The organism is Streptomyces sp. NPDC002092 (assembly GCF_053593775.1).
The window spans coordinates 44065-47440 of the sequence record NZ_JBSFDG010000036.1; the positions used below are offsets into that span (position 1 = coordinate 44065).

Consider the following 3376-nt stretch of genomic DNA (forward strand, 5'->3'; position numbering starts at 1 on the left):
CGTGACGGCGGTCGCGGTCTTCGGCCAGCCGATCGAGTCCGTCGCGGACACCGTCTTCGTCGTGGTCGGCCAGCCGATCGAGTCCGCGGCGGAGGCGGCACCAGCGGTGGAGAACGCGGCGGCGGCGACGGTGGCGACGGTGGCGATGCGGGCGATGCGGGCGATGCGGTTCATGGCGGGCTCCTCGGTGTCAATTCCGTGTTCGTTGCTTGGCAACCTCTTGCCAAGAAGATTGGCAAGGGGATCTCGGGAATCGCTCGGGAATTGGTCGAACTGTGCTCAAGAGGGTCGCGAGATACGCCCCAGAACCCCGCCGCACACTACTGACTTGCCTGGATGAGAGACGTCTGACCTGCAAGGATGCCAAGTCTTGGCAGAAGTCCGGATCCTTTGGCAACGCTAGGCAATTCCTAGGAAAGAGGCCCTGGCACAGCCGAGTTCGGAGCCAGGGGCTGTCACCTCCACTTGAGCGCCGCCTGAGCCCACGTTGCCAACTTCCGCTCCATGTGGGCAATGTATTGCCAAGCATCAGGCAACAAATTGCCTCAGCTGTCTCGGTGACGGGGGGAGGCCCCGAAAGTGAACGCGAAGTCCCAAGGTGACCGAAGGGTCCATCTGAACTCGGCCGGTCTCGGCCGCATGCCGGCCGCCGTACTCGAGGTCCTCACCGAATGGACGCGCTTCGAGGACCGGTACGGGCCGTACGAGCTGGAGGAACGCCTCGACGACGTCTTGAACCGGGAGATCCACGAGCGACTGGCCGCCCTGCTCGGCGCGCCGAGCGGCGACACCGCTCTGTGCACCGGGGCCGCCGACGCCTTCGCCGCCGTTCTGTCCCGGCTCCCGCTCGGCCCGCGCGACCGCGTCTGGACGACTCCCTACGAGTCCGCCGCCCATCTCACCGCCCTGTTCGCCCTGCGCGCCCGCACCGGCTGCCGGCTGGACGTCGTACCGCTGCGCCCGGACGGGGACCTGGATCTGGAGTGGATGGCCTCCCACGCCGGCGAGGACCTGGCCCTGGTCTCGGTGACGCATGTCCCGGCGGGCTGCGGCATCGTCAACCCGGTGGAGGAGATCGGCCGCATCCTGGCCCCGCACCGCTGCCTGTACGCCGTCGATGCCTCCTACGCCGTCGGACAGCTCCCCGTGGACGTCGCCCGCATCGGCTGCCACCTGCTCACCGGAGACGGCTGGCGCTTCCTGCGCGGGCCGCAGTCCGTCGGGTTCGCCCATGCGGCACCGCAGCTGCGCCAGGCCCTGGCCCCGCACGGCGGCCTGCCGCTCGTGCCGCCGCACGGCGCCGCCGTCGCCGCGCTGAACGCGGCCCTGGCCCGGCTCGCGCCCGCCACCGAGGACCTCGGTGCCCGCCTGCGCGCCACCGTGGAGAACACGCCCGGCACCGCGCTGATCGTTCCCGGCCGGGTCCAGTCCGGCATCGTCACCTTCACGCACGAGGAACTGCCGGCCGCACTGCTGCGCCGTCGCCTCGCGGACCGCGGAATCGCCGTATGGAAGACGGTCGCCCAGGAGACCCCGCTGTACCTGCCCGGACGCGGTGTCGTCACGGCCGTACGCGCATCCGTCCACCCCGACAACCGCGCCGAGGACATCGAGTTGTTCGCCGACGCTCTCCAGGACGCCGTGGCCGAGGGGCGCCCGCACTCCGCCCACGTCCCGCGTCCGCCGTTGACCGCACCGGCGTTGCACGCAGCGCCGTTCATGCCGTCCGTGTCGGCCCCGGTCCGGACCCCGAGCCAGCGAGTGGCCGGGCGAGGGCATCTGACCCTGGTGTCCGACGCTCCGTCACACACCAGCCGGCTCCAGCCCGGGGCATGAGCGGTCGGCGGCCGACGGGAAGTGCCGCTCGGAGCAATCGACTTGCCGGGGCACGTGAGCGGACAGGCGAGAACCCGGGTCACGGGGCTGGGGGGATCCGTGACCCGGGTTCTCGCGGTGCGGTCATCCCAGCCGCGCCCTCAGGGCGGAAAGGACGGCCGGTGCCTGCGCGTTGAGGTAGAAGTGGCCGCCGGAGAACACCTTCAGGTCGAACGGCCCCGCGCTGTGTTCCGCCCAGGTGCGTGCCTCGTCCAGCGTGACCCGGGGATCGTCGTCACCGGTGAGCGCGGTCAGCGGGCAGGACAACAGCGGGCCCGGCGCCGGGCGATAGGTCTCCGCGGCCCGGTAGTCGGCGCGGATCGACGGCAGGACCATGCGCAGGAGGTCCGGATCGCCCAGCACCCGGGTGTCGGTACCGCTGAGCCGGGTGATGTCCTCGATCAGGCCCTCGTCGTCCCGCAGGTGCACCCGCTCGTCCCGCACGATGGACGGGGCCCGCCGCCCGGAGACGAACAGGTGGTGCAGCACCTGGCCGCGCTGTTCGAAGCGCCGCGCCACCTCGTAGGCCACCGAGGCGCCCAGGCTGTGCCCGAAGAACGACACCGGCCGGTCGAACCAGTCCCGCAACTCCTCCACCAGCGCGTCGGCGAGCCCGTGGACGCTGTCGACACAGGGTTCGTGGCGCCGGTCCTGGCGCCCCGGGTACTGGATCGCGAGCACGTCGACGTCCGGCGCGAGGGCTCGGGCGACCGGGAAGTAGAAGGACGCCGAGCCGCCCCCGTGCGGGAAGCACACCATGCGGTGCGGGGCCTCGGGGGCGGGGCGGAAGCGCCGTACCCAGGCGCCCGTCCCCGCGTTCGTGGACGTCGTGAAAGCTGTCATGTCGGTGGTCCCCTTCGGGTCATGTCGGGCCGGGCCGGCTCTGGACGGACCGATTCGGAAACGGTGTCGTGCCCGATCCGCGGGGCCTCGTCGGCATGCTGCCGCCGCACGGGAAGAGGTCCTTGAGCAGATCGGGAGCCGGATGCGTCCCGTGGTCCGCTGTCCGGCGACCCCGCGCAGCGGCAGCCGGCCGATGCAACTGCGGGTCCGGCCCGCGTTGTCGGGGTGCAGGAGTATGGCACGTGGCGATACAGCCGCGACGGAACGCGGCGAGCGGCACCTTGCTGATGCCACCGTCGAGTCCGGGGCGGCCCGGGCGGATGCGAGTGCCCCTCTAACGGCCGTCACTAGCCTCCGGTCCAGGTGTGCGCACTCCGGTGCCGCCGCGAGACAGTCACGGACCGACAGGAGCCGACCTACACATGTCTGTGGAAATGACCGGGCCGCCCGAGACGGGGACGGCACCCGCGAAGGACGTGCGGCGTCTGGACCGGGTGATCATCCGGTTCGCGGGGGACTCGGGTGACGGTATGCAGCTCACCGGTGACCGATTCACCTCGGAGACCGCGTCCTTCGGGAACGATCTGTCCACTCTTCCGAACTTCCCGGCCGAGATCCGCGCGCCTGCCGGGACCCTGCCGGGTGTGTCGTCCTTCCA

At 71.1% G+C, this 3376-nt stretch carries 2 protein-coding genes and 1 pseudogene; 2 read left to right on the forward strand and 1 reads right to left on the reverse strand.

The features are described 5' to 3' along the window. Positions 1-579 precede the first annotated feature (579 nt). Positions 580-1836 carry an aminotransferase class V-fold PLP-dependent enzyme gene (locus ACWCRD_RS43485; RefSeq protein WP_450971209.1) on the forward strand — a complete coding sequence of 419 codons (1257 nt, stop codon included), beginning with the start codon at positions 580-582 and terminating at the stop codon, positions 1834-1836. Between the two features lie 123 nt (positions 1837-1959). Here ACWCRD_RS43485 and ACWCRD_RS43490 read toward each other — a convergent pair whose 3' ends face one another. Further along, on the reverse strand, positions 1960-2718 hold the full coding sequence (locus tag ACWCRD_RS43490) for a thioesterase II family protein (protein WP_450971210.1): 759 nt from the start codon (positions 2716-2718) through the stop codon (positions 1960-1962). 422 nt (positions 2719-3140) lie between these two features. On the opposite strand from ACWCRD_RS43490, the pseudogene ACWCRD_RS43495 reads away from it, so the two are divergent. Further along, positions 3141-3376: pseudogene (locus tag ACWCRD_RS43495) on the forward strand (2-oxoacid:acceptor oxidoreductase subunit alpha); the annotation flags it as partial.

Excerpts from the sequence above, each read along its gene's own strand:
- ACWCRD_RS43490 (WP_450971210.1), bottom strand. The coding sequence starts at position 2,718 with ATGACAGCTTTCACGACGTCCACGAACGCGGGGACGGGCGCCTGGGTA.